Below are 26,006 nucleotides of genomic sequence, written 5' to 3'. Positions count from 1 at the left end.
CCGGCGGCCGTCCCGTCATGCCGGTCCGTCTCCCTCGATCATACGGCGCCCGGCGCCGAAGCGGGGGGCCTGTGGCGTACTCCATCCGCCGCTGCGCCGCTGATCAGCGGCGCGTCGCCGGGAGCCCTCAGACCTCCGGGGTCTCCTGCTTCTCACCGAGGATGTGCAGCTGCGTGGCGACGGAGTGGAACGCGGGCAGCTCTGCGGCGGCGGCCTCCAGCTTGAGGAGCTCCTGGAGGGCGCCCGGTTCGGTGTCCACGAGGACGCCCGGCACGAGGTCGGCGAAGACCCGTACACCGTGCACCGCGCCGACCTCGACGCCCGCGGATGCGACGAGCTGGGTGAGCTGCTCGGCGCTGAAGCGGCGCGGCACGGGGTCGCCGTCGCCCCAGCGGCCCGCCGGGTCACCGAGGGCCTGCCTGGCCTCCTTGAAGTGCCCGGCGAGTGCCCGGGCGAGCACGGCGCCGCCGAGTCCCGCGGCGAGCAGGCTGAGGACGCCGGAGGAGCGCAGGGCGCCCACCGCGTTGCGTACGCCCTCGGCCGGGTCGTCGACGTACTCCAGGACGCCGTGGCACAGGACCGCGTCGTATCCGTCGCGCTCGACGACGTCGAAGAGACCGGAGACGTCGCCCTGCACCCCGCGCACCCGGTCGGCCACGCCGGCCTCGGCCGCGCGGCGCTCGAGCGCGAAGAGCGCGTTCGGGCTGGGGTCGACGACGGTGACGCGGTGGCCGAGGGCTGCCACGGGCACCGCGAAGTTACCGCTGCCGCCTCCGGTGTCGAGCACGTCGAGCGACTCGCGCCCCGTGGCCTTGACGCGACGGTCGAGGGCGTCCTTGAGAACGTCCCAGACCACGGCGGTACGGAGAGAAGCGCGGGGGCGCATCGGGTCCGACACGACAGGTGACTCCTCGGCGCGGCTCCGGCTCATGGGCTGCGGAGCGATGGGGGTTCCTCCCCCACCGGCAACGGCGATGGGTGGAGGCTTCGGGCGCCTCCACCCTATTGCCTCGTGAGAGCTGTCCGGTCACCCCACGTCGGGCACCTCCCGGCCTGCCGCCGGGGCCTCGTCCTGCGCCCTGGGCTGGGGCAGTAAGGGCTGGAGCAGCAGCATCCGCTCGACGAGGCGCAGGAACATCGCGACGTCGCGGAGCAGGTCGTCCGCGTCGCGGGTGCCGGCGGCCCCCTGGATGCCCGCTTCGGCGCGCGCCCTGCGGGTGGCGCCGGAGGCGAACAGGGCGCTCCACTCGGTCAGTTCGGGTGCGATCTCGGGGAGCACTTCCCAGGCGCTCCGTATCCGGGCACGGCGTCGTGGCGTGGGTTCGGGGCGGCCGCGGGCGGCGAGTACGGCGGCCGCGGTGCGCAGGGCGGCGAGGTGGGCCGTGGCGTACCGCTCGTTGGGCGTCTCGAGGAGGGCCGCCTCGTCGAGTCCCGTGCGCGCCTGGGCGAGCAGGTCGAGTGCGGCGGGAGGGGCTGTCGCCCGGCGGAGTACGGGGTGGACGTCGGCGGCGGGTCCGGTCAGCGAGGGTGCAGGGCCGGTGGCGCGGGGCCGGCGTGCGGCTGCTGCTGAATGTCCAGCCATGACGAACCTCCTGTCGTCTGCGTGACGGCTCAGTGGCCGTATGTGCCCATCGTGGAGTACGCCACTGACAATCGGCCCTGACCTGCGCCTTTGCTTCGAGCGACAGTTCGGGCTAACTTTTGCACTGACCAGTCAGTTCAAAAAAAGGGGGGGCCCGACCATGGACGGTCCGAACGCGGTCGCCGTCAACGCCGAGGGGTTCGGGCTCAAGGGCCCGCGCGGCTGGGCGTTCCGCGGGGTGGACATCGACGCGGAGCCCGGGGCGCTCGTCGCCGTCGAAGGGCCGTCCGGGTCGGGCCGCACCTGCCTGCTGCTCGCCCTCACCGGACGCATGCGGCCCACCGAGGGCGCCGCGTCCGTCGGCCCCTTCCGGCTGCCGAAGCAGTTGTCCGCCGTCCGCCGGATCAGCGCTCTCGCCCATGTGCCCGGGGTCACCGACCTCGATCCCGCGCTGACGGTCGAGGAGCATCTGCGCGAACGGGGGCTGCTCCAGCGGCGGTTCGACGGTTCCCTGCGGGCGCTGCTGCGGCCACGGGCCGAGTGGGCCGCCGCCTCGCGGCTGCGGATCGACACCGCGCTGGCCGCCGCGGGCCTCGACCGGGAGGCGCTGCCGAAGGGCACCCGCACCGCCGTGCGCGACCTTGAGCGGATCGAGGCGCTCCGGCTGTCGGTGGCCCTCGCGCTGATCGGGCGGCCGCGGCTGCTCGGCGTCGACGACACCGACCTGAAGCTCTCGGACGCCGAACGGACGCAGGTCTGGGACCTGTTGAGGTCCGTCGCCGAGTCCGGCACGACGGTCGTGGCGGTGTGCAGCGAGGCGCCGAAGGACGCGGTCGTCGTATCGACGGCGCCCCGCGACGAAGCGGACGAGCAGAGCCCCGAGAATCCCGAGACCGACAAGAAGGAGACGGCGGATGCGCTCGCCGAAGCTGGCCGCGCTTGAGCTCAGGCGCTTCGGCAGGGGGAAGCTGCCGCGCGCCGCGCTCGCCGCGCTCCTGTTGCTGCCCCTGTTGTACGGCGCCCTGTACCTCTGGTCGTTCTGGGACCCGTACGGGCGTCTCGACAGGATTCCCGTCGCGCTCGTCAACGACGACAAGGGGGCGCGGGCCGCCGGCCAGAAGATCGTGGCGGGCGACGACATCACCGAGGGGCTGCACGACAGCAAGACCTTCGAGTGGCACGAGGTGAGCGCGGAGCAGGCCCGCAAGGGCGTCGAGGACGGGACGTACTACCTGTCGCTGACGATGCCCGCGGACTTCAGCGAGCGCATCGCGTCCAGTTCCGGGGACACCCCGGAGACCGGCGCCCTTCAGGTGCGGACGAACGACGCCAACAACTACATCGTCGGGCAGATCTCGCGGACGGTGTTCTCCGAGGTGCGTTCGGCGGCGTCCACCAACGCGTCGCGCTCCTTCCTCGACCGGATCTTCATCTCCTTCTCCGACATCCACGACGCGACCAAGAAGGCCGCGAAGGGGGCCGACCAGCTCAAGGGCGGTATCGGCAAGGCGAAGAAGGGATCCAAGGACCTGGCGGACGGTCTGAAGGACGCCAAGAAGGGCAGCGGTGACCTGGCCGGCGGGATCAAGAAGCTGAACAAGGGCGCAGGGGATCTGGAGTCCGGCTCGAAGCAGGTCTCCGACGGCACCCAGCTCCTCGCCGACAAGGTCAACGGCATCGACGGCCAGGTGCGGCCGTTCCTGAAGGACAACAAGAAGGCGATCGGCGACACCGCCCGGCTCGTCGCCGACTCCGCGAAGGGCATCCGGCACAACCTTGATGTCCTGGTGAAGACGGCGCCGACGGCCGCCAAGGGCGCGCACGCGGGATCCGACGCCCTGGACGGGGTCTACAAGGCGCGCTGCGAGACGCTGCCGCTGCCCGACCCTGCCTGCCCCGACCTGAAGAAGGCCAAGGTGGCCGCGGCCGACGTGGCGAAGGTCGCCGACGACCTGAACGTCCTGATCGAGGACGACCACGGCGACCTGGACACCCTCGACCGCCATCTCGCCACGCTCCAGCGGCAGTCCGAGGCGCTGGCCAAGCACGCCCCGACGCTCGACCAGGACGTGGCCACCGCCGTCTCGAAGATCAACGCGCTCAACAAGGGCGCGGGTCAGGTCGCCACGGGCGCCAAGCAGCTGCACACCGGGCTCGGCACGGCGAAGACGGGCTCGGCGGACCTCGACACGGGCGTCGGCAAGCTGAAGACGGGCGCGAGCGATCTCAACGGCGGCATGTTCAAGCTGGCCGACGGCTCCGGAGAGCTGGCCGGCGGGCTGCACGACGGGGTGATGCAGATCCCCGACTACGACAAGAAGGACCGCGACCGGCGCACCGGTGTCATGTCCGACCCGGTCCAGCTCGCCTCCCAGTCCCTGCACAAGGCGCCCAACTACGGCACCGGATTCGCCCCGTACTTCATCCCGCTGTCCCTGTGGGTCGGCGCGATGGTGGCCTACATGCTGATCCAGCCGCTCAACCGGCGCGCACTCGCCGCGGGCGCCTCCGCCTGGCGGATCGCGCTGGCGGGCTGGCTGCCCGTGGCCGCGCTCGGGGTGCTCCAGGTGGCCGCCCTGATGTCCGTGCTGCACTGGGCGCTGGGGCTCCAGATGGTCAGGGCGGCCGGAACGGTCGGCTTCCTGTTCCTCGTCACGGCGTGCTTCGCCGCGATCGTGCAGTGGCTGAACGCCCGCTTCGGAGCGGCGGGGCGGATCCTCGTACTCGCCGTCCTGATGCTCCAGTTGACGTCAGCGGGCGGCACGTATCCCGTGCAGACGAGCCCCGGCTTCTTCAACGCGATCCACCCCTTCCTGCCGATGACCTACGTCGTCGAGGCGCTGCGGAGACTGATCTCGGGCGGTGGCCTCGGACCCGTGTGGCAGGCGTGTGCCGTGCTCGCCGCGTTCACGGCCGGCGCACTGGCCCTGACCGCGCTCAGCGCCCGCAGCAAGCAGGTGTGGACACTCGACCGGCTGCACCCCGAACTGAGCCTGTGAGCGCGCCCACACCGCCGCCTGTGAGAATCAGGGGCATGGAAAGCAGCACACGGCGCCAGGCCACCCGGCAGAAGCTGTACGAGGCCGCGGTCACGCTCATCGCGGAGCAAGGGTTCTCGGCCACCACGGTCGACGAGATCGCCGAGCGCGCCGGGGTCGCGAAAGGCACGGTCTACTACAACTTCGCCAGCAAGTCGGTCCTCTTCGAGGAGCTGCTCCGGCACGGAGTCGGGCTTCTCACCGCCTCACTGCGGGAGGCGTCGGAGAAGACGGCCGCGAGCGGCGGCAGCAAGATCGACGCCCTCGACGCGATGATCCGGGCCGGCCTCGTCTTCATCGACCGCTATCCGGCCTTCACCCAGCTGTACGTGGCCGAGCTGTGGCGCACCAACCGCGCCTGGCAGTCCACGCTCGCGGTGGTCCGGCAGGAGGCCGTCGCCGTCGTGGAGGACGTGCTGCGGGACGCGGTCGAGGGTGGTGAGCTGAGCGAGGAGATCGACATCCCGCTGACGGCGGCCGCGCTGGTCGGCATGGTCCTCGTGGCCGCCCTGGACTGGCAGGCCTTCCAGCCGGAGCGCTCCCTGGACGACGTCCACGCGGCGCTGTCACGGCTGCTCCAGGGGCGCGTGACCGGCGGCCGCTGACCGCCCCCGGACGCAAAGCGGAGACAACGGAGACAACAGAGCGCCGGTCCGGCGCGGCCCGAACTCTCAGGCCTCACCGGACCGGCGCCTCCCCCGTTGTCCCCCCGTGTTCCCCGTATCCCCGTGTTCCCCCGTGGGCCCGCCGGACGTGCGGGCCCCCGTGCCTCGCCCCCCGCCGTGGCGGGAGGAGCGGCCAAGGGGGCGAAGCGCTGTTCCGCCGCCCCGTGTCGGCGGTACCGGCGCCGCGCCCCCTTCCGTGTCTCCACTCTCCCGTCCGCGCAGGTCGGACCCCATCCGCGCAGCTACTCATCTCACGCACTAGGTACGGATACTCAGGCCTGGGTGCTCAGGCCCAGGACACGGACTTCGCGACTGGTTACGATCTCGTCCGTGTCCGTACTCCCCCTGGTCTTCACCAGCGGCTGGGCGAGCGGGATCAACGCGTACGCGGTGGTTCTCCTCCTCGGTGTCTTCGGCGCGACCGGGCTGACCGACGAAGTCCCCGAGTCGCTCCAGCGCACGGACGTGCTCATCGCCGCCGGGGTGCTGTTCCTGTGCGAGGCCGTCGCCGACAAGATCCCTTACGTGGACTCGCTCTGGGACACCGCGCACACGGTGATCCGGCCGGTGTCGGGCGCCGTCGTCGGCGCGCTGCTCGCCGGCCAGAGCGGGTCGCTCTCCGACCTGGCGGCGGGCGCGGTCGGCGGGTCGACGGCGCTGGCCAGCCACGCCGTGAAGGCCGGGACCCGCATGGCGATCAACACCTCGCCCGAGCCGTTCAGCAACATCGCGGTGAGCTCGGCCGAGGACCTCGGGGTCGCCGGAATCATCACGTTCGCCATATTCCATCCCGAAGCGGCCGCGATCATCGCCGCCGTCCTGCTCTTCCTCGGGCTGCTCATGCTGTACTTCCTGATCTCGCGGATCCGGCGCTTCCTGCGGCGCCGGGCACAGCGGCGCGAGGAGAGGCGCATCGCCCACCGGACCGGGGCGCCGCCGGGCTGATCCAGCCCCCGGCCGGGCTGTCGGCGGGGGTGTCGGTGGGGGCGGATAAAGTCGCCGTCATGGCACGGATTGCGGTGATCGGCGCCGGGATGGGCGCGATGGCGGCCGCTGCCCGGCTGGCCGTGGCAGGCCACCAGGTGGCGGTGTACGAGCGCGCGTCGACGTACGGCGGGGCGCTCGGCGGCTTCGCTCGGGGCGGCTTCTCGTTCGACACGGGCCCAGGGCTGCTCCAACTGCCCGCGGTCTACCGGGACTTGTTCATCAAGACGGGCAAGCAACCGCTGGAGGACGCGGTCGAGCTGACCCAGGTGGAGCCCGCCGTGCGGCATGTCTTCGCGGACGGCACGGCGGTGGACCTGCCGAACGCGCGGCGCGCGGGCATCGCCGACGCCCTGGACGCGGCGCTCGGCGAGGGGTCGGGGCCTCACTGGTCGGCGTTCATGAACCGGGCGCGTGAGGCCTGGGACCGCACCCGGCGCCCGCTCCTCGAAGAGCCCCTGTGGCCGAACTGGCGGATCCTCGCGGACCGCGAGCCGTACCCCGCGGTGGTCCGCCGCCGGATGCTGCGCAAGGACCTGTCGGCGACGACGCTCTCCGAGGTCGCCGCTCTCGAGCTGGGCGGGGACCCGCGGCTCGTCGCGCTCCTCGAGCAGTACGCGCTCGCGTCCGGTCTCGATCCGCGTACGGCCCCGGCGAGCGCGGCCGTGCTGCCGTACATGGAGCAGACCTTCGGCACCTGGGCGGTGCGCGGCGGGATGCGGGAGCTGGCGCGTGCCGTGTACGAGCGCTGTCTTCAGCGGAAGGTCGCGTTCGAGTTCGACGCGCCGGTGGCGCGGATCGTGGAGAAGGACGGCCGGGCGGCGGGCGTGGAACTGGCCGAAGGCCGGGTCGTGGAGGCCGACTTCGTGGTCGCCGGTGTGGCGCCAGGCGTCCTCGACGAGCTGCTGCCGGGGCGGGCGCTCAGGGCCGAGGACTCGGTGGCACCGCAGTCGGCGCTGCCGAGCCGGCTGACGGTGTTCCTGGCGCTGCGCGGCGCGCGTCCCGGCGACGCCCCGCACCGGACGGTCGTGCACGCCGCGGACCGGGAAGCCGAGCTGGCCTCGCTGTTCGGCGGAGGCACGGCGGTGGCGGAGCGGCCCACGGTCACGGTGCTCCGTCCCGACGACGCCTCGGTGGTGCCGGACCCGGACCATGAAGCGGTGACCCTGGTGGTCACGGTGACGCGCGGCGCGCGCGTGACGGACGCGGACGTGGAGCGGGTCATCGACGCCGCCGGGCAGGCGGTCCCCGGGCTGCGCGACCGTCTGCTGTGGCACGAGGTCCGCACCCCGTCGGATGTCGCCGACGCGACGGGCGCGGACGGCGGTTCGGTGCCCGCACCGGCCCTGGCAGCGGCCTCCGGCCGGCTCCTGCACCCGTCGAACGGCACGCTCGTTCCGGGCCTGTTCGCCGTCGGCGGCTGGTCGCACCCGGGCGGCGGGCTGCCGCACGCGGGGATGTCGGGCGCGCTGGCGGCCGGGCTGATCGTGGAGGGCCCGGACTTCCGCGGCTCGCAGTGACGGGCGGCGCCCGCCAGGATCAGTAGCGGTACTGCTGCTGCTCGTTGTAGCCGGAGCCGCCGTCGTAACCGCCCTGGCCGTTCTGCTCGTACGGGTAGGGCTGCTCCGGGGGCAGCTCACCGCCGTACTGCTGGTGCTGGTCGTCGCCGGTGCGCTGCTGGGGCACCCAGACCCCGCCGGGCGGCGTCTCCATGCCGTAGCCGCCCGCCGCGTACGGGTCGCCGTACTGCTGTCCCGTGCCGTACGCGTCGTCGTACTGGGGCTGCGCCGGGTAGGTCTGCGTCCCGATGTACGGGTCGGAGTAGGCGGCGTACTGCTGCTGGCCGTTGTCGTAGCCGTACTGCTGTTGGTCGTAGCCCGCGTACGCGTCGTAGGCGTAGCCCTGCGCGGCGGAGTCCGTCTGTGCGGCGGCCGGGGTGTAGACGCCGTACTGGCCGGTGTCGTCGGGCATCGGCTGCGGCGCGTAGACCGACGTCACCTCGGCCGCGGACTCGGGTTCCGGGGCGTCCGGGGCGGCGGACTCGTACTCCAGGTCGGAGACCTCGAGGGTCGGGTCCTGGTGGACGGGCTCCTTGATCTTGCGCCGCTTGCTCGCGCCGGGGTTCCCGCCGATCGCCCAGCCCGTGGAGAAGCCCCTGCGGAACGACAGCGTCACGTACGTCTGGCCGACGGCGAACGTGATGGCGCCGATCCCGATGACGATCACCGACGGGATCAGCACACCGAGGACGACGCCCACGAACCCGACAAAGGCGAGCAGCCGGTAGCGCAGCCGCGCCTTGTACTGGAGCAGTACCTCACCGAGCAGCCACAACGCGACGATTCCGAACGCGATGTAGAGGACCGTCCAGCCCATGTACGCCCCTCTCGTACGGCCGCCGCCCCTGGTGGAATACGGCCGGGTCAGGCCCGCTGGTCGTGCAGGCCCAGATTCTCGTAGATCTCCAGTGTCGCCGTGGAGTTGTTGAGCGTGATGAAGTGCAGACCCGGAACGCCCTCGTCCAGCAGCTTCGCGCAGAACTCCGTCGCGAACTCGATGCCAATGGAGCGTACAGCCGCCGGATCGTCTTTGGCTGTGAGGATGCGCTCTTTCAGGGCGGGCGGGAACGTGGCGTTGCTGAGCTGCGGCAGCCGCTCCAGCATGCGCACGCTCGTGACCGGCATGATCTCCGGGATGACCGGGGTGTCGCAACCCGCGGCGGCGACCTTGTCGCGCAGCCGCAGATACTCCTCCGGGTAGAAGAACATCTGAGTGATCGCGTAGTCCGCGCCCGCCCGGCACTTGTCCACGAAGTGGCGCACGTCGGAGTCCCAGTCCTCGGAGCGCGGGTGCATCGCGGGGAAGGCCGCGACGCCGACGCAGAAGTCGCCCGACTCCTTGATGAGCCGGACCAGTTCGGCGGCGTAGGCCAGGCCCTCGGGGTGCGCGACCCAGTCGGCCATGGGGTCGCCGGGCGGGTCTCCGCGCACGGCGAGGATGTTCCTGATGCCGGCGTCCGCGTACTGGCCGATGATGTTGCGCAGCTCGGCCACGGAGTGGTCGACGGCCGTGAGGTGGGCGACCGGGGTCAGGGTCGTGTCGGCGACGATCTGCTCCGTCTCGCGGACCGTGCCGGCGCGGGTGGAACCGCCGGCCCCGTACGTCACGGAGACGAAATCGGGCGCGACCGCCTCGACCCGGCGCAGCGCGTTCCAGAGGTTCCGCTCACCCTTCGGGGTCTTCGGCGCCGAGAACTCGAACGAGAAGGTCGTCTTGCCGGTCGCGAGCATGTCGCGCACGGTGCGTGCGCGATCAGTCCTGGTGGAAGCGGTGCCAAGGGCCATATGGGCAGGTTAGCCACGGGAGCGCCCTGTCCCTAATCCCCGTCCACCCTGCGGACACATGTCCTGGCGGAGCGCGGCCGGGCGGGTCAGGCCGTACGCAGCCGCTTCGCGAAGTCGGCCGCGGCCGCGCCCGGGTCGTCCGCCTCGGTGATGGCGCGGACGACGACGACGCGGCGGGCGCCCGCTTCGAGCACCTCGTCCAGGTTCCCCGCGTCGATGCCGCCGATCGCGAACCAGGGGCGGTCCGTGCCGAGCGAGGCCGTGTAACGCACCAGGTCGAGGCCGGGCGCGTACCGGCCGGGCTTGGTGGGGGTCGGCCAGCAGGGGCCGGTGCAGAAGTAGTCCACGCCGTCCTGGACGGCGGCCGCGGCGGCCTCCGTGTCGGCGTGCGTGGAGCGGCCGATCAGGACGTCCTCGCCGAGGATGGCGCGGGCGGCCGCGACCGGCAGGTCGCCCTGGCCCAGGTGCAGGACGTCGGCGCCGGCGGCGTGGGCGACGTCCGCCCGGTCGTTGACCGCGAACAGCTTGCCGTGGCGGGCGGCGGCGTCGGCGAGGACGGCCAGGTGTTCCAGCTCCTCGCCCGCCTCCATGCCCTTGTCGCGCAGCTGCACGATGTCCACGCCGTTCGCCAGGACGGCGTCGAGGAACTCGGGGAGGTCGCCCTGGCGCTTGCGGGCATCCGTGCACAGGTACAGCCGGGCGTCGGCGAGCTGGGCGCGCTGCGTGGCGGCCATGGCCATGGGTGAGTCCCCCCGTGGTCGGTGGCGCGCGGGCCGCGGTGAGCGCGGCCCGCACGCCGGACGGTTGTCAGGTCAGACGGCGAGCGCCTGGGCGCGGCGCTTCACCTCCGTGCCGCGATTCTCGCTCAGCGCCTGCGCGGGGGTGCCCGGCAGGGTCGGGTCGGAGGTGAAGAGCCACTCGAGCATCTCTTCGTCGTTGAAGCCGTCGTCCCTGAGCAGGGTCAGCGTCCCGGTGAGGCCCTTGACGACCTTGTCGCCGTCGATGAAGGCGGCGGGCACGTGCAGCGCCCTGTTCTCACCGCGGCGTACGGCGATCACCTGGCCTTCCTTCACCAGCTGCCGCACACGCGTCACCTCCACGCCGAACTGCTCGGCGATGTCGGGGAGGGTGAGCCACTCGGGGACGAGAGCATCGATCTTTGCGTCAATCTCGGTCACAGGACAAGCGTGCCATCCCGGACTGACAGTGGGAAACGCGGCCGCGCAAAAGGCCCCTCGCCCGCGCGGGGCGGTTACACGACGGCGGCCTTCAGGGGACGGGCCGGGTCGCTGATGACCTGCGGGTCCAGCGGGACGCCCGACTCGATGAGCTTGCGCCCTTGCGCCAGGTCACGCGGGCGGCCCACGGCGAGGACGGCAACGAGACGGCTCTCGCGCAGCCAGCACACACTCCAGGACGCGCCCTGCGGATCGCCGCGCCACACGGTGGTGTCGGCTGCCGCGTGATGCCCGGCGTACTGCACGAAGCGACCGAACTGCTCCGACCAGAAGTACGGCACCGGGTCGTACGTCGCCGGGCTCTCGCCGATGATGTTGGCGGCGACCGTGCGGGGGCCCTGGAGCGCGTTGTCCCAGTGGTGGACCATCAGGCGCTCGCCGTACCGGCCCGAAGGGAAGGACGAGCAGTCACCGACCGCGTACACATCGGGCTCGGAGGTGCGCAGGCGGTCGTCCGCCACGACCTCGCTGTGGGCGCCGAGCGTGATGCCGGAGCCGGTGAGCCAGCCGGTGGCGGGGCGGGCCCCGATGCCGACGACCACGGCTCCGGCGGGCACCCGGGTGCCGTCGTCGAGGAGGACGGCACCGGGTTCGACGTGCTCCACGCGCGCGTGGGTGCGCAGTTCCGCCCCGGCGTCCGCGTACCAGGCGGCCATGGGGGCGGCGACCTCCTCGGGCAGCGCCCCGGCGAGCGGCCGCTCGGCCGCCTCGACGACGGTGACCGCGCATCCGGCCTCGCGGGCCGCGGTGGCGAACTCGGCGCCGATCCAGCCCGCGCCCACGACGACGATGTCGCGCTGCGCGGCGAGGACGGGGCGCAGGCGTTCGGCGTCGTCGAGCGTGCGCAGCAGATGGACGCCCTGGATGTCCTCCGTACCGGGCAGCCTGATGGGTTCGGCGCCGGTCGCGAGGACGAGGACGTCGTAGGGGGCGGGTCCGGTGGCGGTGTCGAGGGTGTGCTCGGCGGGACGTACGCCGGTGACCTCGCGGCCCAGTTCGAGCGTGATGTCGAGTGCTTCGAAGTCGACGTCGAAGGCGGACCCCTCGGCCTTGCCGAGCAGGACGGCCTTGGACAGCGGGGGCCGGTCGTACGGCTGGTGGGGTTCAGCGCCGATCAGCGTGACAGCGCCGGTGAAGCCCTGTTCGCGCAGGGCCACGGCGGTCTGGACCCCCGCCATCCCGGCGCCGACGATGACGACGTGCCGCCCTGCCTGGGGCACCGGTGCCTGGTTCTGGGTCTGCTCGCTCACCGGATCACCATATGCACCTGACGTTCAGTCAGTCAGCGGGCCGCGGCACTCCGGTCCCGTGACGTCTTCCACACCGGCCGCCGGTTTGACCGCTCCGGCCGCCCGCGCTCCCGCCGTCAGGCGCCGGGGACCTCTTCGACGACGCTCGTCCCGCTGCCCGCCTGCGACTCCCACTCCCACGTCTCGTCCAGCCGCACCCGCCCGTCGGGAAGGTCCACGACGAGCGAGACACAGTGCCCGGAGGAGGTCGTCGCGTCCGTCTTCAGCTGTACGTACCTGAAGTCGATCCGGTCGCCCTCACGGGTGCCCACGAGGTGGCCGCGCACCACGTCCCCGCCCGCGTACTCGGCCCAGATCCGGCCGTCCTCCTCGTGGTACGTGAACCGCGTCCGCGTACCCACCTGACCTGGAGCCTGGTCGGCGACCGGGGCGAGTACGAGTCCGTCGAGCGAGCGGGCCATGCGGGCGGGCTCCCTTACTGAGGGTCGCGGGGACGGTTTAGGGTGGTCACCGTAAAGCACTCGCGGGAGCCCGGACGTACCGGGCTGAGAGGGAGGCTGGGACGGCCTCCGACCGTACGAACCTGATCCGGGTCATGCCGGCGAAGGGAGGGGCTGGACGCCCATGTCGCGTACTTCAGAAGGCTCCGACGTCCTGATCGTGGGCGGCGGGATCATCGGTCTCGTCACCGCGTGGCGGGCCGCGCAGCGCGGGCTGCGCACCGCGGTCGTGGACCCCGAACCGGGCGGCGGGGCCGCTCAGGTGGCGGCCGGGATGCTCGCCGCCGTCACCGAACTGCACTACGGAGAAGCCGAACAGACCCTCCTCGGCCTCAACGTGGAGTCCGCGCGCCGCTATCCGGCGTTCGCGGCCGAGCTCTCCGAGGCCACCGGGCTCGACCTCGGCTACCGCGCGTGCGGCACCCTCGCCGTCGCGCTCGACTCGGACGACCGCGCACACCTTCGGGAACTGCACGCCCTCCAGCACAAGTCGGGCCTGGACTCGGAGTGGCTGTCGGGCCGTGAGTGCCGGCGCCTCGAACCGATGCTGGCCCCGTCCGTGCGGGGCGGCCTGCGCGTCGACGGTGACCACCAGATCGACCCGAGACGCCTCGCGAAGGCCCTTGTCGCGGCCTGCGAGCTGGCCGGGGTGCAGTTCCACCGGCAGTGGGCCGAGCGGCTGACAGTCGTCCGCGAGGGCGCGCGCGGCGTGGTCCTCGCCGACGGCACCGGGCTCGACGCGGACCAGGTCGTCCTCGCCGGCGGCAGCCTCAGCGGCAGGCTCGCCGGGGTCCCGGACGACGTGCTGCCGCCGGTGCGCCCGGTGAAGGGGCAGGTACTGCGCCTGACCGTGCCGAAGGCGTACGCGCCGTTCCTGAGCCGCACCGTGCGCGCCGTCGTACGCGGCGGCAACCTCTACCTGGTGCCCCGGGTCAACGGCGAGCTCGTCGTCGGAGCCACCAGTGAGGAGCTCGGCTGGGACACGACGGTCACCGCGGGCGGCGTCTACGAGCTGCTGCGCGACGCCCACGAGCTGGTGCCCGGCATCACGGAGCTGCCGCTCACGGAGACCCGCGCGGGCCTGCGCCCCTGCTCCCCCGACAACGCCCCGATCCTCGGCCCGACCGCGCTGACGGGCCTGCTGCTCGCCACCGGCCACTACCGCAACGGCGTGCTGCTCACGCCGGTCACCGGCGACTCCATGGCCCACGCGCTCGCCACCGGCGAACTCCCCGAAGTGGCCCGCCCCTTCACCCCGCGGCGCTTCGACGCCGTCCCCGCACCCGTCTCTGTGGAGCAGTCCGTATGACCGTGTCCGTCACCCACGTATCCGTGAACGGCGAGGGCCGCCAGGTCGCCCCGGGCACCACGCTCGACGCCCTCGTCTCCGCGCTGACCAGCGCGCCGTCCGGTGTCGCCGCCGCACTCAACGAAACCGTCGTCCCGCGCACCCAGTGGGCCGTCACCGCACTCACGGACGGGGACCGCGTCGAGGTCCTCACCGCGGTCCAGGGAGGCTGAACCCATGGCTGACGACTCCTTGGTCATCGGCGGTACGTCCTTCTCGTCCCGGCTGATCATGGGCACGGGCGGGGCGCCCAGCCTCGATGTCCTGGAACGCTCCCTCGTCGCGTCCGGCACGGAGCTGACGACCGTCGCGATGCGGCGTGTGGACGCGAGCGTGCAGGGCTCCGTGCTCTCCGTACTGGAGAAGCTGGGGATCCAGGTGCTGCCGAACACGGCGGGCTGTTTCACCGCCGGTGAGGCCGTCCTGACCGCCCGCCTCGCGCGCGAGGCGCTCGGCACCGACCTGGTCAAGCTGGAGGTCATCGCGGACGAGCGCACCCTGCTGCCCGACCCGATCGAGCTCCTGGACGCGGCGGAGATCCTCGTCGACGACGGCTTCACCGTGCTGCCGTACACGAACGACGACCCGGTGCTCGCGCGGAAGCTGGAGGACGTGGGCTGTGCCGCGGTCATGCCGCTCGGCTCCCCCATCGGCTCCGGGCTCGGTATCCGCAACCCGCACAACTTCCAGCTGATCACCGAGCACGCGCGCGTGCCGGTGATCCTGGACGCGGGTGCCGGGACGGCGTCCGACGCGGCGCTGGCGATGGAGCTGGGGTGCGCCGGTGTGATGCTCGCCTCGGCGGTCACCCGCGCGCAGGAGCCGACCCTGATGGCGGAGGGCATGCGGCACGCGGTCGAGGCGGGGCGGCTGGCGTTCCGGGCGGGCCGTATCCCCCGCAGGCACTTCGCCGAGGCCTCCTCGCCCGTGTCCGGGATGGCCAGGCTCGACCCGGAGCGGCCCGCGTTCTGAGGGCCGTACAGCACGGTTACAGCTCTGCTGCAGTACGGCCGCTTGCGGACGACTGCGGAGCCGGGTGTCGGCGGCGGCTCGTACACTCACCTGCGTGGACACGACCCTTCAGGACCCTCTCGTCGGGCAGGTGCTCGACGGCCGGTACCGCGTCGACGCACGCATCGCGGTCGGCGGGATGGCCACGGTCTACAGGGCCGTGGACACCCGCCTCGACCGCGTGCTCGCGCTCAAAGTGATGCACCCGGCCCTCGCCGCCGACGTCTCGTTCGTCGAGCGTTTCATCCGCGAGGCCAAGTCCGTCGCCCGGCTCTCCCACCCGAATGTGGTCGGGGTCTTCGACCAGGGCGCGGACGGCCAGTACGTCTATCTGGCGATGGAGTACGTCGCGGGCTGCACCCTGCGGGACGTCCTGAGGGACCGCGGGGCACTGCGGCCGCGCGCCGCGCTCGACATCCTGGAGCCGGTCCTCGCCGCGCTCGGCGCCGCGCACCGCGCGGGATTCGTGCACCGCGACATGAAGCCGGAGAACGTCCTCATAGGGGACGACGGCCGCGTGAAGGTGGCGGACTTCGGCCTCGTACGGGCCGTGGACACCGTCACGAACACCACGGGCGCCGTCCTCGGCACCGTCTCCTATCTCGCCCCCGAGCAGATCGAGTCGGGCACCGCGGACCCCCGCGTCGACGTGTACGCGTGCGGGGTGGTGCTCTACGAGATGCTCACGGGCGCCAAGCCGCACTCGGGCGACTCCCCCGCCCAGGTCCTCTACCAGCATCTGAACGAGGACGTGCCGCCCCCGTCCACGTCCGTTCCCGGCCTGCCCGCGGAGCTGGACGAGCTCGTCGCGTCCGCGACCGCGCGCACGCCCGACCTCAGGCCGTACGACGCGGTGGCGCTGCTCGCCCAGGTCAGGGCGGCCAGGGCCGCCCTCACGGACGCGCAGCTCGACGCGGTGCCGCCGGCCGCACGCCCCGAGGACCTCGGGGACCGTGACATCTCAGACGACCGTACGAGCGTGATCCCGCGGGCACTGCGGACCAGGGGCGTACAGCTCCCGCTGCCGGCCGACGACCAGGACCCGCAGGCGGAGCTGAACCGCACGAGCCGCTTCGAGACGCCGCCCCCGCCGCCCGCCCCTTCCCGGAGGCGTCGTCCGCGGCGCGGTGTGCTCGCGGCCGTCGCGGCCGTGCTGCTCGCCCTCGGCCTCGGCGCGGGCGTCTGGTACATCAACTCGGGCCAGTTCACGAAGGTCCCGCCGCTGCTCGCCAAGACACAGACGCAGGCCAAGGAGCGGCTCGGCGAGGCCGGCCTCGACCTCGGGCACGTCAAGCGTGCGTACAGCGACACCGTGAAGCGCGGCACCGTGATAGCCAGCGACCCCGAGGTGGGCGCCCGCATCCGGGACAACGGGGCGGTGGATCTGACGGTGTCCCTGGGCCCGGAGACCGTGAAGGTCCCCGACCTCCAGGGCACGCCCCTCGGCAAGGCCGAGCGCCGGCTGAAGGACGCGGGCCTGGAGCCCGGCATGGTCACCAAGGAGTTCGACGAGGACGTCCCCAAGGGGGCAGTGATCGCCACGGACCCGGAGTCCGGCACCACGCGCAAGGCCGGCTCGGCCATCGCGCTCGTGGTCAGCAGGGGCAGCGCGGTGGACGTCCCGGACGTGACGGGCGAGTCCGAGGAGGACGCCATCGCCGACCTGCAGGACGTGGGCCTGAAGGCCGAGATCGCCACGAAGCGGGCGTACTCGGACGCGGACAAGGGCAGCGTCGCCCAGCAGTCCCCCGTCGAGGGCAAGCGGCTCGGCGAGGGGGACACGGTCACCCTGACGATCTCCAAGGGCCCGGTCATGGTCGAGGTCCCCGACGTCGTGGGCATGAGCGTCGACGACGCCCACCAGAAGCTCGAGGCCCGCGGCTTCGAGGTCGAGAACGACCGCGGTCTGCTCGGTATTTTCGGCGACACCGTGAAGAAGCAGTCCGTGGAGGGCGGTGACAAGGCCCCGAAGGGGTCGACGATCACCATCCAGATCCGCTGACGGGACGGCCACGCGCGCGTGCCACCCTTGACGCGTGAGCAGCACCGACACCGCATCCCGTAACCCGGTCGGCGGCCATGTCCCCGTCGCCGGCGGCCTGGCCTCCGTAGGGCTTTCGTACGCGCGCGAGCTCGGCGCCGAGACCGTCCAGGTCTTCGTCGCCAACCCGCGCGGCTGGGCGACGCCGCCCGGCAATCCGAAACAGGACGAGGCGTTCCGCGCGGCCTGCGCCGCCGAGGACATCCCCGCGTACGTCCACGCGCCCTATCTGATCAACTTCGGCTCGCACACCGAGGCGACCGTGGAGAAGTCCGTGGAGTCGCTGCGGCACTCGCTGCGCCGGGCCCGCGAGATAGGCGCGCTCGGCGTCGTCGTGCACACGGGTTCGGCGACCGGCGGCCGTGAGCGTGAGGTGGCGCTCGCGCAGGTGCGGGAGCGGATGCTGCCGCTCCTCGACGAGCTGACCCATGACGACGACCCGTACCTCCTCCTGGAGTCGACCGCGGGCCAGGGCTCTTCGCTGTGCTCGCGAACCTGGGACTTCGGGCCGTACTTCGACGCACTGGACGCGCATCCGAAGCTGGGTGTCTGCCTGGACACGTGCCACATCTTCGCGGCGGGCCACGACCTGACGGGCCCCGCCGGCATGAACCAGACCCTGGACCTGCTGGTGGACACCGTGGGCGAGGGCCGCCTCAAGCTGATCCACGCCAACGACTCCAAGGACGTCGCCGGCGCGCACAAGGACCGCCACGAGAACATCGGCTCCGGCCACATCGGCGCCGAGCCGTTCCGCGCGCTGATGGCCCACCCGGCGACCGAGAACGTGCCGCTGATCATCGAGACGCCCGGCGGCAAGGTGGGCCACGCGACGGACGTGGCCCGTCTGAAGGAGCTGCGGAAGGGCTAGGGGATCACTTGAGGAATACCCCCAGGGGGTATACGGTTCTTGTCAGCGACAGGAACCGCTCTCTGACGTTGGGGGACCTCATGCAGCACGAGACGCACGCCGGACACGCGCACCACGAGCAGCACGACCAGCACGCAGATCACGAACAGCACGAGCACTCCGGTCACACCCACGCCGGGCACGGCCTCGGCAAGGTCAGCTGGTCCATGGCCGCGCAGGCGACCCTCCACTGCCTCACGGGATGCGCCATCGGCGAGGTCCTCGGCATGGTGATCGGCACGGCGTTCGGCTGGGGCAACATGCCGACGATGATCCTGGCGATCGTGCTCGCGTTCTTCTTCGGCTACTCGCTCACGCTGCGCAGCGTCCTGAAGGCCGGCGTCGACTTCAGGACCGCGTTCCGGGTCGCGCTCGCCGCGGACACCCTGTCCATCGCCGTCATGGAGCTGATCGACAACGGCGTGATCGCACTGTGGCCGAGCGCGATGGACGCCCATCTGTCGGACGGCCTGTTCTGGGGCGCGCTTGCGGCCTCACTGGCCATCGCCTTCGTGGTGACCACGCCGGTCAACAAGTGGATGATCGGCCGCGGCAAGGGCCACGCGGTCGTGCACCAGTACCACCACTGACGGACGGTACGACCACTGACGGACCGTACGAGAAGCGCCAGGACTCAGAGCTCGGGGCCGTCCCCGGGCTCTTCCTGGTACGAGTAGCGCTGCTCCCGCCAGGGGTCGCCGACGTTGTGATAGCCGCGCTCCTCCCAGAAGCCGCGGCGGTCGGCCGTCATGTACTCGATGCCGCGGACCCACTTCGGGCCCTTCCAGGCGTACAGATGGGGCACGACGAGGCGGAGCGGGAAGCCGTGTTCCGCGGTGAGGAGTTCGCCGTCCTTGTGGGTGGCGAAGATCGTGCGGTCGGCCGCGAAGTCCTCGAGGCGGAGATTCGCGCTGAACCCGTACTCGGCCCAGACCATCACATGGGTGACGGCGGGCGCGGGCGGCGCCAGCTCGAGAATCGTCGCGGCGGGCACACCGCCCCACTCCGCGCCGAGCATGCTGAACTTCGTGACGCAGTGCAGATCGGCCACGACCGTGCCGTAGGGCAGGGCGGAGAACTCCTCGTGAGTCCAGCAGCGCTTGTCCCCGTCGGCGGTGGCGCCGAAGACTCTGAACTCCCAGCGTTCGGGGCGGAACTTGGGCACCGGGCCGTAGTGGGTGACCGGCCAGCCCCGCTGGAGACGCTGTCCCGGTGGAAGCTCCGACTGCACTGCTCCCCCAGACTCGCGACCCACCGGCTGACCCATGCCTCCATCCTGACAGACCCCGGGCAGTGGCTGTGACCAGCGAGAGCCCGGCCACCTCCGAAAAGGGCAACTCCTACTAAGCATGCACTTACTGGACGGTTTTCGGTGCCGGTGCGAGGATGCGCGAAATCTGCCGAGTCCACCACGTGGAAGGAGCCTCTGCGATGCAGGGCGACCCCGAGGTCATCGAATTCCTCAACGAGCAGCTCACGGGCGAGCTGACGGCCATCAACCAGTACTGGCTCCACTACCGGATCCAGGACAACAACGGTTGGACCAAGCTCGCGAAGTACACCCGTGCAGAGTCCATCGACGAGATGAAGCACGCGGACCGGCTGACGGAGCGGATTCTCTTCCTCGATGCCCTGCCGAACTACCAGCGGCTCTTCCACGTACGGGTCGGGCAGACCGTCACGGAGATGTTCCAGGCCGACCGTCAGGTCGAGGTCGAGGCGATCGACCGCCTCAAGCGCGGCATCGACGTCATGCGGGCCAAGGGCGATGTGACGTCGGCGCGGATCTTCGAGGACATCCTGGAGGACGAGGAGCACCACATCGACTATCTGGACACGCAGCTGGAGCTGATCGAGAGTCTCGGTGAGGCGCTGTACCTGGCCCAGCAGATCGAGCAGCCGGACAGCTAGCAGCCGGACAGCCGGCAGCCGCACCTACCCAGGCGGAGCCTCAGGCGGCGTCCGGAAGGTCCACGAGGGCGTTCGGGTCGGCCGTCAGGGCGGGCCTTCCCTGCTCGACCAGCTCGCGGCGCGGGCAGCTCCCACGGCCGAGCAGCGCCTGAATGCGGCGTACGCACGAGCCGCAGTCCGTGCCGGCCTTGCAGGCCGACGCTATCTGACGGGGGGTGCACGCACCGCCGTCCGCGTGCTTCTTGACCTGGTCCTCGGTCACACCGAAGCAGTTGCAGACGTACACGCGGTTCACCTCCCAGCGATCAGGACCGGTTCGTTGCTCCCGCCCTAATGAACGGTGAGGCTAACCTAACCTTACCCGCCGGGTGCGGAGCACAAAAGTGCCGTGGGGCGCGGATCGATGTGATCCGCGCCCCACGGCGATTTACTGCGGGATCACTGGTCGCGGTACATCTCCGCCACCAGGAACGCCAGGTCGAGGGACTGGCTGCGGTTCAGGCGCGGGTCGCAGGCCGTCTCGTAGCGCTGGTGCAGATCGTCGACGAAGATCTCGTCGCCGCCGCCCACGCACTCGGTGACGTCGTCACCGGTGAGCTCGACGTGGATGCCGCCCGGGTGGGTGCCGAGCGCCTTGTGGACCTCGAAGAAGCCCTTGACCTCGTCGAGCACGTCGTCGAAGCGGCGGGTCTTGTGGCCCGAGGCCGCCTCGTACGTGTTGCCGTGCATCGGGTCGGTGATCCATGCGACGGTCGCGCCGGAGGCGGTGACCTTCTCGACCAGCTCCGGGAGCTTGTCGCGGACCTTGTCGGCGCCCATGCGGACGATGAAGGTCAGGCGGCCGGGCTCGCGGTCCGGGTCGAGGCGCTCGATGTACTGCAGCGCGTCCTCGGCCGTCGTCGTCGGGCCGAGCTTGATGCCGACCGGGTTGCTGATCTTCGAGGCGAACTCGATGTGCGCGCCGTCGAGCTGGCGGGTGCGCTCACCGATCCACACCATGTGGCCCGACACGTCGTACAGCTTGCCCGTACGCGAGTCCACGCGGGTCAGCGCCGACTCGTAGTCGAGGAGCAGTGCCTCGTGGGAGGCGTAGAACTCGACCGTCTGGAACTCGGCCGGGTCGGTGCCGCAGGCACGCATGAAGTTCAGCGCGTTGTCGATCTCGCGGGCGAGCTGCTCGTAGCGCTGGCCGGACGGGGACGACTTCACGAAGTCCTGGTTCCAGGCGTGCACCTGGCGCAGGTCGGCGTAGCCCCCGGTGGTGAAGGCGCGCACCAGGTTGAGCGTGGAGGCGGACGCGTTGTACATCCGCTTCAGGCGCTCGGGGTCCGGGACGCGGGACTTCTCGTCGAAGGCGAAGCCGTTGACCGAGTCGCCGCGGTACGTCGGCAGGGTCACGCCGTCGCGGGTCTCGGTGCCCTTGGAGCGCGGCTTGGAGTACTGCCCCGCGATACGGCCCACCTTCACGACGGGCACGGAGGCCGCGTACGTGAGGACGGCGCCCATCTGGAGCAGCGTCTTGAGCTTGTTGCGGATGTGGTCGGCCGACACGGCGTCGAAGGCCTCGGCGCAGTCGCCGCCCTGGAGGAGGAACGCCTCTCCCTTGGCGACGGCCGCCAGTCGGGCGCGCAGCTGGTCGCACTCGCCCGCGAAGACGAGCGGCGGATACGACTCGAGGTCCGCGATCACATCGCGCAGAGCCTCGGCATCGGGGTACTCGGGCTGCTGCGCCGCGGGCAGGTCTCGCCAGGTGTTGCCAGCGCTTGCGCTGGTCTTAGCGTTCACGGTCACATCCTCAACATTACGGGGTCAGGTCGGCGGTCCAGCCGACCGCTCACCCTTTGAGACGCGTCGTCCACAGATGAGCTGCCCATCGGGTAAGGTGCCGCTCATGTTCGCGCACACGACCCGTAACTGGTGGTGGACCGCTCACCCGGCGGCCCACTGACTGCGCGTACAGCGAAGCGAAGGCCGCCCGAGGGCGGCCTTCAGTGTTTTCCGGGACCTGGCCGTTCCTCTCCGCAACCGGAGTCTGGAAGAGGAATCACACGCCATGGATCTGTCCGAGCTGCTGCACGACGACCGTCCCTTCGCCCTGTTGCGCCGCCGCGCGCCCGGCCACGACCACGACACCGTGGAGCTCCTGGTCGGCCCCGTGAACACCTACGAGCGACTCGCCGACATCCCGGAGGGCCTCGCCCTCGTGCCGTTCCGGCAGATCAGGGAGCGCGGCTTCGACGTCCGCGACGACGGCACCCCGCTCGCGGTGCTCACCCCCGACCAGACGTACGCGCTGCCGCTGGCCGACGCCCTTGCGCAGCTGCCGGCCCATGACGTCCGTGTGTCGGACGGGGGCTTCGACGTGGACGACGCCGCGTACGCGGACATCGTGGAGCGGGTCCTGCGCGAGGAGATCGGGCAGGGCGAGGGCGCGAACTTCGTGATCCGGCGGACGTACGAAGGCGCGATCCGCGGGTTCGGGCGGGCGGACGCGCTCGCGCTGTTCCGGCGGCTGCTCGCCGGGGAGCGGGGCGCGTACTGGACGTTCGTCGTGCACACCGGCGAGAGGACGCTGGTGGGGGCGAGCCCGGAGGTGCATGTGCGGATGAGCGGCGGCACGGTCGTGATGAACCCGATCAGCGGGACCTATCGCTACCCGGCCGAGGGACCGACGCCCGAGCACCTGCTCGATTTCCTCGCCGACGGCAAGGAGATCGAGGAGCTGTCGATGGTCGTCGACGAGGAGCTCAAGATGATGTGCACCGTCGGCGACATGGGCGGGGTCGTGATCGGCCCGCGCCTGAAGGAGATGGCCCATCTCGCGCACACGGAGTACGAGTTGAGGGGCCGGTCCTCGCTGGACGTGCGCGAGGTGCTGAAGGAGACCATGTTCGCGGCGACCGTCACGGGGTCGCCGGTGCAGAACGCCTGCCGGGTGATCGAGCGGCACGAAGTGGGTGGGCGCGGCTATTACGCGGGGGCGCTCGCGCTGGTCGGGCGGGACGCGGGCGGGGCGCAGACCCTGGACTCCCCGATCCTGATCCGTACGGCCGACATCGACGCGGGCGGGAAGCTGCGGGTGCCGGTCGGGGCGACGCTGGTGCGCGGCTCCGACCCGGCGAGCGAGGTCCAGGAGACGCACGCGAAGGCGGCCGGGGTCCTTGCCGCGCTGGGGGTGCGGCCCGGGCGGCCGCGCGGCGAGGGCGTGCGGCCCGCGCTTGCCGACGATCCGCGGGTGCAGGCGGCGCTCGACGGGCGGCGGGCTGCGCTGGCGCCGTTCTGGCTGCGGATGCAGGAGCAGGCGGCGGCCCTGGAGGGGCACGCGCTCGTGGTGGACGCCGAGGACACGTTCACGGCGATGCTGGCGCATCTGCTGCGGTCGTCGGGCCTCACCGTCTCCGTGCGGCGCTACGACGAGCCGGGGCTGCGGGACGCCGTGCTCGCCCACGAGGGCCCCGTCGTCCTGGGCCCGGGACCTGGCAACCCCTCCGACGAGACGGACCCGAAGATGCGTTTCCTGCGCGCGCTGACCGCCGAGGTGCTGCGTGATCACCGGCACGGCGTGCTCGGCGTGTGCCTCGGCCATGAGCTGATCGCGGCCGAGCTGGGGCTTGAGATCGTCCGCAAGGAGGTGCCGTACCAGGGCGCGCAGACGGACGTCGATCTGTTCGGGCGGGCCGAGACCGTCGGGTTCTACAACAGCTTCGTGGCGCGCTGCGACGACGACGCGGCGATGGAACTGGCCGCGCACGGCGTCGAGGTGAGCCGGGACGCGGCGAGCGGCGAGGTGCACGCGCTGCGGGGGCCCGCCTTCGCCGGGGTGCAGTTCCACCCGGAGTCGGTGCTGTCGCTGCGCGGGGCGGACGTCGTGCGGGAGCTCCTTGCTCAGCTCTTGGGCGCGGAGGGCACGAGGACGTTCTCGGAGCGCCGGCCCGCCTGATAGTCGAGGACGTTGGCCACCGTGGTCTCGATGATCTGGTTCACCGCGTCCACGGTGTAGTACGCCTGGTGCGACGTGACCAGGACGTTCGGGAAGGTGACGAGGCGGGCCAGGGTGTCGTCCTCGACGACGTCGAGCGACTTGTCGAGGAAGAAGAGCCCGGCCTCGGCCTCGTACACGTCGAGGCCGACGCCTGTGAAGCGGCCCTCGCGCAGCTCGGAGACGAGCGCCTGGGTGTCGATGAGGCCGCCGCGGCTGGAGTTCACCAGGATCGCGTCGTCCTTCATGGTGCGCAGGGCGGCGCTGCCGACGAGGTGCTCGGTGGCGGGGAGCAGGGGTACGTGCAGGCTGATCAGGTCGGCATCGGTGAAGAGGCGCTCCTTGTCGACGTACTTCATGCCGAGTTCGACGCAGGCGGGGTTCTCGGCGATGTCCCAGCCGAGGAGGTTCATGCCGAAGCCGTGGGCGATCCGGGTGAACGCCTCGCCGATCTTGCCGGTGCCGAGGACGCCGACCGTGCGGCCGCGCAGGTCGCGGCCCATCAGCCCGTCGAGCCTGAAGTCGAAGTCGCGGGTGCGGTTGGAGGCGCGGACGATGCGGCGGTTGACGGCCATCGCGAGGGTCCAGGCGAACTCGGCGACGGAGTACGGCGAGTAGTACGAGACGCGGGCGACGGTCAGGCCGAGGCGCTCGGCGACCTCGAGGTCGATGTTGTTGAAGCCCGTGGAGCGCTGGGCGATCAGCTGCGTGCCGCCGGCGGCGAGGGTCTGCAGGACGCGGTTGTTCAGGGTGGCGTTGACGCTGGTGGAGATGATCTCGTAGCCGGCCGCGATGGGGGCCGTGTCCTCGTTGAGGAAGACGTCCAGGCAGCGGACCTCGTGATGGCCCGCGAACGCCTTCTCCATGAGGGGCTTCTCGTCGGACTGCACGCCGAATGCGAGGATCTCCACGACTGCTCCCGTTTCTTCCGTATCGCGTCGTGTGTGCTGGTTACGGCGAATATACGGGCCGGGCAACCCCGTGACACCCGGGAGTGGGAGGATCTCGCCCCGCCCACCCCCGGCATCACTCCGGGCATCAACCGCGACCTCGCGCCTCAGCCGAAGAAGACACCGACCTCCTCGTACAGCGCAGGATCGACCGTCTTCAGCCGGGCGGTCGCCTCGGCGATCGGCACCCGGACGATGTCCGTGCCGCGCAGCGCGACCATCTTCCCGAAGTCGCGGTCGCGCACGGCCTCGATGGCGTGCAGCCCGAAGCGGGTGGCAAGCCAGCGGTCGAAGGCACTGGGGGTGCCGCCGCGCTGGATGTGGCCGAGGACCGTGGTCCTGGCCTCCTTGCCGGTGCGCCGCTCGACCTCCTTGGCCAGCCATTCGCCGACTCCGGAGAGACGGACGTGCCCGAAGGAGTCGAGCGTCCCGTCCTTGAGGACCATCTGCCCGTCCTTGGGCATGGCGCCCTCGGCGATGACGACGATCGGGGCGTACGAGGCCTTGAAACGGGAGGTGACCCAGGCACAGACCTGGTCGACGTCGAAGCGCTGCTCGGGGATGAGGATGACGTTGGCCCCGCCCGCGAGGCCCGAGTGGAGCGCGATCCAGCCCGCGTGGCGGCCCATGACCTCGCAGACCAGGACCCGCATATGGGACTCGGCGGTGGTGTGCAGCCGGTCGATGGCCTCGGTCGCGATGCCGACGGCGGTGTCGAATCCGAAGGTGTAGTCGGTGGCGGACAGGTCGTTGTCGATGGTCTTCGGTACGCCGACGACGGGCACGCCGTACTCGTCGGTGAGGCGGGCGGCGACGCCGAGGGTGTCCTCGCCGCCGATCGCGATGAGCGCCCCGACCTCCTCCTTGGCGAGGGTCTCCTTGATGCGCCGGATGCCGTTCTCGACCTTGAGGGGGTTGGTGCGCGAGGAGCCGAGGATGGTGCCGCCACGGGGCAGGATGCCGCGCACGGCCGGGATGTCGAGCCGTACGGTGTCGCCTTCGAGCGGCCCGCGCCAGCCGTCCCGGAAGCCGACGAAGTCATAGCCGTACTCCTGCACGCCCTTGCGGACGATGCCCCGGATGACGGCGTTGAGCCCGGGGCAGTCGCCGCCTCCGGTAAGTACTCCGACCCGCATGGAAATGTCCCTTCGCCACAGCACTGTGAGCTGACACGGGTCACGCTAATAGTGATCCACGTCACTTCGGCAGCACGTGAAGGGTGAATTCCGTTGAAGAGTACGGAAGTTGACCTTTG

General features: G+C 71.3%; 27 protein-coding genes and 1 riboswitch. Of the genes, 14 read left to right on the top strand and 13 right to left on the bottom strand.

The features are described from left to right. Positions 1-127: 127 nt before the first annotated feature. A complete protein-coding gene (locus OHA58_RS26635; protein ID WP_405481868.1) occupies positions 128-898 on the bottom strand; it encodes a methyltransferase in 771 nt (256 codons plus the stop codon). 129 nt (positions 899-1,027) lie between these two features. Next, complete coding sequence (locus OHA58_RS26630) at positions 1,028-1,582, bottom strand: SAV_6107 family HEPN domain-containing protein (RefSeq protein ID WP_405481866.1); 555 nt, start codon at positions 1,580-1,582, stop codon at positions 1,028-1,030. A gap of 160 nt (positions 1,583-1,742) precedes the next feature. On the opposite strand from OHA58_RS26630, the gene OHA58_RS26625 reads away from it, so the two are divergent. The 5 genes from OHA58_RS26625 to OHA58_RS26605 all read left to right on the top strand — a co-directional run bounded on the left by OHA58_RS26625 (position 1,743) and on the right by OHA58_RS26605 (position 7,789). Further along, on the top strand, positions 1,743-2,525 hold the full coding sequence (locus OHA58_RS26625; RefSeq protein WP_405481864.1) for an ATP-binding cassette domain-containing protein: 783 nt from the start codon (positions 1,743-1,745) through the stop codon (positions 2,523-2,525). Next, entirely contained in the window at positions 2,497-4,581 is a 2,085-nt protein-coding gene (locus OHA58_RS26620) for a YhgE/Pip family protein (RefSeq protein WP_405481862.1), read from the top strand. Before OHA58_RS26625 ends, OHA58_RS26620 begins: the two co-directional genes overlap by 29 nt. Positions 4,582-4,616: 35 nt before the next feature. Further along, positions 4,617-5,225, top strand: coding sequence for a TetR/AcrR family transcriptional regulator (locus tag OHA58_RS26615; RefSeq protein WP_100592205.1), 609 nt, complete (start codon positions 4,617-4,619; stop codon positions 5,223-5,225). 390 nt (positions 5,226-5,615) lie between these two features. Next, positions 5,616-6,230: a DUF4126 domain-containing protein gene (locus tag OHA58_RS26610; RefSeq protein ID WP_116502562.1), complete on the top strand. Its 615-nt coding sequence runs from the start codon at positions 5,616-5,618 to the stop codon at positions 6,228-6,230. Positions 6,231-6,289: 59 nt separating this feature from the next. Then, positions 6,290-7,789 (top strand): phytoene desaturase family protein, encoded by a 1,500-nt coding sequence (locus OHA58_RS26605; RefSeq protein WP_405481861.1) that lies wholly within the window; start codon positions 6,290-6,292, stop codon positions 7,787-7,789. Positions 7,790-7,808: 19 nt separating this feature from the next. Here OHA58_RS26605 and OHA58_RS26600 read toward each other — a convergent pair whose 3' ends face one another. The 6 genes from OHA58_RS26600 to OHA58_RS26575 all read right to left on the bottom strand — a co-directional run bounded on the left by OHA58_RS26600 (position 7,809) and on the right by OHA58_RS26575 (position 12,562). Next, entirely contained in the window at positions 7,809-8,645 is an 837-nt protein-coding gene (locus OHA58_RS26600; RefSeq protein ID WP_405481859.1) for a hypothetical protein, read from the bottom strand. 47 nt (positions 8,646-8,692) lie between these two features. Beyond that, complete coding sequence (gene metF, locus OHA58_RS26595) at positions 8,693-9,613, bottom strand: methylenetetrahydrofolate reductase [NAD(P)H] (RefSeq protein ID WP_405481857.1); 921 nt, start codon at positions 9,611-9,613, stop codon at positions 8,693-8,695. An 86-nt stretch (positions 9,614-9,699) separates the two neighbouring features. Continuing rightward, positions 9,700-10,347 (bottom strand): thiamine phosphate synthase, encoded by a 648-nt coding sequence (thiE, locus tag OHA58_RS26590; RefSeq protein ID WP_227300302.1) that lies wholly within the window; start codon positions 10,345-10,347, stop codon positions 9,700-9,702. Between the two features lie 78 nt (positions 10,348-10,425). Beyond that, positions 10,426-10,791 carry an Rv2175c family DNA-binding protein gene (locus OHA58_RS26585; protein WP_405481856.1) on the bottom strand — a complete coding sequence of 122 codons (366 nt, stop codon included), beginning with the start codon at positions 10,789-10,791 and terminating at the stop codon, positions 10,426-10,428. Positions 10,792-10,865: 74 nt separating this feature from the next. Beyond that, positions 10,866-12,101, bottom strand: coding sequence for an NAD(P)/FAD-dependent oxidoreductase (locus tag OHA58_RS26580; RefSeq protein WP_405481855.1), 1,236 nt, complete (start codon positions 12,099-12,101; stop codon positions 10,866-10,868). Positions 12,102-12,217: 116 nt separating this feature from the next. Beyond that, positions 12,218-12,562, bottom strand: coding sequence for a hypothetical protein (locus OHA58_RS26575; RefSeq protein WP_266565179.1), 345 nt, complete (start codon positions 12,560-12,562; stop codon positions 12,218-12,220). A 52-nt stretch (positions 12,563-12,614) separates the two neighbouring features. Beyond that, a riboswitch (TPP riboswitch) is annotated at positions 12,615-12,728 on the top strand. Here OHA58_RS26575 and thiO point away from each other — a divergent pair. From thiO to OHA58_RS26545, 6 genes are all read left to right on the top strand, one after another. Continuing rightward, positions 12,726-13,910, top strand: a complete 1,185-nt coding sequence (gene thiO / locus OHA58_RS26570) for a glycine oxidase ThiO (RefSeq protein WP_405481854.1) — start codon at positions 12,726-12,728, stop codon at positions 13,908-13,910. It overlaps the preceding riboswitch by 3 nt. After that, positions 13,907-14,122, top strand: a complete 216-nt coding sequence (thiS, locus tag OHA58_RS26565) for a sulfur carrier protein ThiS (protein ID WP_227294254.1) — start codon at positions 13,907-13,909, stop codon at positions 14,120-14,122. Before thiO ends, thiS begins: the two co-directional genes overlap by 4 nt. A 4-nt stretch (positions 14,123-14,126) precedes the next feature. Further along, the gene (locus OHA58_RS26560; RefSeq protein WP_116502554.1) at positions 14,127-14,921 is read left to right on the top strand and encodes a thiazole synthase; all 795 of its coding nucleotides are present in this window, start codon (positions 14,127-14,129) and stop codon (positions 14,919-14,921) included. A gap of 94 nt (positions 14,922-15,015) precedes the next feature. Further along, the gene (pknB, locus tag OHA58_RS26555; RefSeq protein WP_405481851.1) at positions 15,016-16,962 is read left to right on the top strand and encodes a Stk1 family PASTA domain-containing Ser/Thr kinase; all 1,947 of its coding nucleotides are present in this window, start codon (positions 15,016-15,018) and stop codon (positions 16,960-16,962) included. Between the two features lie 34 nt (positions 16,963-16,996). Continuing rightward, a complete protein-coding gene (locus OHA58_RS26550; protein ID WP_405481850.1) occupies positions 16,997-17,872 on the top strand; it encodes a deoxyribonuclease IV in 876 nt (291 codons plus the stop codon). 80 nt (positions 17,873-17,952) lie between these two features. Next, positions 17,953-18,501, top strand: a complete 549-nt coding sequence (locus OHA58_RS26545; protein WP_405481848.1) for a DUF4396 domain-containing protein — start codon at positions 17,953-17,955, stop codon at positions 18,499-18,501. 44 nt (positions 18,502-18,545) lie between these two features. Here OHA58_RS26545 and OHA58_RS26540 read toward each other — a convergent pair whose 3' ends face one another. After that, on the bottom strand, positions 18,546-19,178 hold the full coding sequence (locus OHA58_RS26540) for a sulfite oxidase-like oxidoreductase (protein ID WP_227294259.1): 633 nt from the start codon (positions 19,176-19,178) through the stop codon (positions 18,546-18,548). 164 nt (positions 19,179-19,342) lie between these two features. On the opposite strand from OHA58_RS26540, the gene bfr reads away from it, so the two are divergent. Continuing rightward, positions 19,343-19,822: a bacterioferritin gene (gene bfr / locus OHA58_RS26535; protein WP_116502549.1), complete on the top strand. Its 480-nt coding sequence runs from the start codon at positions 19,343-19,345 to the stop codon at positions 19,820-19,822. Between the two features lie 40 nt (positions 19,823-19,862). On the opposite strand, the gene OHA58_RS26530 is transcribed toward bfr, so the two are convergent. Continuing rightward, the gene (locus OHA58_RS26530; protein ID WP_405481847.1) at positions 19,863-20,117 is read right to left on the bottom strand and encodes a bacterioferritin-associated ferredoxin; all 255 of its coding nucleotides are present in this window, start codon (positions 20,115-20,117) and stop codon (positions 19,863-19,865) included. Between the two features lie 143 nt (positions 20,118-20,260). Next, positions 20,261-21,613 (bottom strand): class II 3-deoxy-7-phosphoheptulonate synthase, encoded by a 1,353-nt coding sequence (locus OHA58_RS26525; protein WP_405481846.1) that lies wholly within the window; start codon positions 21,611-21,613, stop codon positions 20,261-20,263. 70 nt (positions 21,614-21,683) lie between these two features. Here OHA58_RS26525 and OHA58_RS26520 point away from each other — a divergent pair, with 70 nt between their 5' ends. After that, positions 21,684-21,770, top strand: a complete 87-nt coding sequence (locus OHA58_RS26520; RefSeq protein ID WP_355886181.1) for a trp operon leader peptide — start codon at positions 21,684-21,686, stop codon at positions 21,768-21,770. Positions 21,771-21,875: 105 nt separating this feature from the next. Next, a complete protein-coding gene (locus OHA58_RS26515) occupies positions 21,876-23,762 on the top strand; it encodes an anthranilate synthase family protein (protein WP_405481845.1) in 1,887 nt (628 codons plus the stop codon). On the opposite strand, the gene OHA58_RS26510 is transcribed toward OHA58_RS26515, so the two are convergent. Beyond that, positions 23,708-24,712 carry a 2-hydroxyacid dehydrogenase gene (locus tag OHA58_RS26510; RefSeq protein ID WP_405481844.1) on the bottom strand — a complete coding sequence of 335 codons (1,005 nt, stop codon included), beginning with the start codon at positions 24,710-24,712 and terminating at the stop codon, positions 23,708-23,710. The two genes, OHA58_RS26515 and OHA58_RS26510, sit on opposite strands and share 55 nt — an antisense overlap. 146 nt (positions 24,713-24,858) lie before the next feature. After that, a complete protein-coding gene (locus OHA58_RS26505; protein WP_116502543.1) occupies positions 24,859-25,887 on the bottom strand; it encodes a 6-phosphofructokinase in 1,029 nt (342 codons plus the stop codon). Between the last annotated feature and the right edge of the window lie 119 nt (positions 25,888-26,006).

Source organism: Streptomyces sp. NBC_00009 (assembly GCF_045040855.1).
In the GTDB taxonomy this organism is placed as follows: Bacteria; Actinomycetota; Actinomycetes; order Streptomycetales; family Streptomycetaceae; genus Streptomyces; species Streptomyces aureus.
This window is presented reverse-complemented; position numbering and strand designations above follow the sequence as displayed.

Coding starts and splice junctions, on each gene's coding strand:
- OHA58_RS26615 (WP_100592205.1), top strand. CDS start 4,617: ATGGAAAGCAGCACACGGCGCCAGGCCACCCGGCAGAAGCTGTACGAG.
- OHA58_RS26560 (WP_116502554.1), top strand. CDS start 14,127: ATGGCTGACGACTCCTTGGTCATCGGCGGTACGTCCTTCTCGTCCCGG.
- OHA58_RS26545 (WP_405481848.1), top strand. CDS start 17,953: ATGCAGCACGAGACGCACGCCGGACACGCGCACCACGAGCAGCACGAC.
- OHA58_RS26620 (WP_405481862.1), top strand. CDS start 2,497: ATGCGCTCGCCGAAGCTGGCCGCGCTTGAGCTCAGGCGCTTCGGCAGG.
- OHA58_RS26630 (WP_405481866.1), bottom strand. CDS start 1,582: ATGGCTGGACATTCAGCAGCAGCCGCACGCCGGCCCCGCGCCACCGGC.
- OHA58_RS26600 (WP_405481859.1), bottom strand. CDS start 8,645: ATGGGCTGGACGGTCCTCTACATCGCGTTCGGAATCGTCGCGTTGTGG.
- metF (WP_405481857.1), bottom strand. CDS start 9,613: ATGGCCCTTGGCACCGCTTCCACCAGGACTGATCGCGCACGCACCGTG.
- OHA58_RS26515 (WP_405481845.1), top strand. CDS start 21,876: ATGGATCTGTCCGAGCTGCTGCACGACGACCGTCCCTTCGCCCTGTTG.
- OHA58_RS26540 (WP_227294259.1), bottom strand. CDS start 19,178: ATGGGTCAGCCGGTGGGTCGCGAGTCTGGGGGAGCAGTGCAGTCGGAG.
- thiO (WP_405481854.1), top strand. CDS start 12,726: ATGTCGCGTACTTCAGAAGGCTCCGACGTCCTGATCGTGGGCGGCGGG.
- OHA58_RS26625 (WP_405481864.1), top strand. CDS start 1,743: ATGGACGGTCCGAACGCGGTCGCCGTCAACGCCGAGGGGTTCGGGCTC.
- thiS (WP_227294254.1), top strand. CDS start 13,907: ATGACCGTGTCCGTCACCCACGTATCCGTGAACGGCGAGGGCCGCCAG.
- OHA58_RS26520 (WP_355886181.1), top strand. CDS start 21,684: ATGAGCTGCCCATCGGGTAAGGTGCCGCTCATGTTCGCGCACACGACC.
- thiE (WP_227300302.1), bottom strand. CDS start 10,347: ATGGCCGCCACGCAGCGCGCCCAGCTCGCCGACGCCCGGCTGTACCTG.
- OHA58_RS26575 (WP_266565179.1), bottom strand. CDS start 12,562: ATGGCCCGCTCGCTCGACGGACTCGTACTCGCCCCGGTCGCCGACCAG.
- OHA58_RS26505 (WP_116502543.1), bottom strand. CDS start 25,887: ATGCGGGTCGGAGTACTTACCGGAGGCGGCGACTGCCCCGGGCTCAAC.
- OHA58_RS26605 (WP_405481861.1), top strand. CDS start 6,290: ATGGCACGGATTGCGGTGATCGGCGCCGGGATGGGCGCGATGGCGGCC.
- bfr (WP_116502549.1), top strand. CDS start 19,343: ATGCAGGGCGACCCCGAGGTCATCGAATTCCTCAACGAGCAGCTCACG.